General features: G+C 60.3%; 1 protein-coding gene. It reads left to right on the top strand.

The features are described 5' to 3' along the window. A partial coding sequence (locus AC0L20_RS39840) for an ATP-dependent DNA ligase (RefSeq protein ID WP_473295643.1) occupies nt 1-494 on the top strand: 494 nt, incomplete at both ends.

The raw sequence follows: 494 nt of genomic DNA, 5'->3' as shown, positions 1-494 counted from the left end.
AAATCGACCCTGCCTTATCGCCTGCAGCCCATGTTGGCCACGCTCACGGATGCGCCGTTCGACGATCCCGATTGGGTCTTCGAGGACAAATTCGATGGTTTCCGCATGGTCGCGGAAATCCGGCGTGGTCGGGTCGCGCTCTACAGCCGGAACGGGAAGATCATCAGCCACTCCTATGTCGAGGTCGCGAAAGCACTCGAGGGAGTGAAGGCGGACGCCGTTATCGATGGCGAGCTCGTTGCGATCGGGAAGGACGGCGTATCCCATTTCCAGTTGCTTCAAAACGCCCTGCGTCAGGAGGCCAAGCTTTTGTACTGCGCGTTCGACCTCATGTTCGCAGCGGGCGAGGACCTGCGTGCGCTGCCGCTTCTCGAGCGCAAGAAGCGGCTCAAGGCCCTCCTGCCGCGCCACAAGCTGATCGCGTTCAGCAACCACCGCAAAGGCAGCGGCACAAAGTTCTTTGCACAAGCCGAGCTGAGACATCTCGAAGGCAT

It is taken from the genome of Bradyrhizobium sp. Kon58, assembly GCF_055807455.1.
Note: the sequence above shows the minus strand (reverse complement) of the source record. Positions and strands in the feature narration are given on the sequence as shown.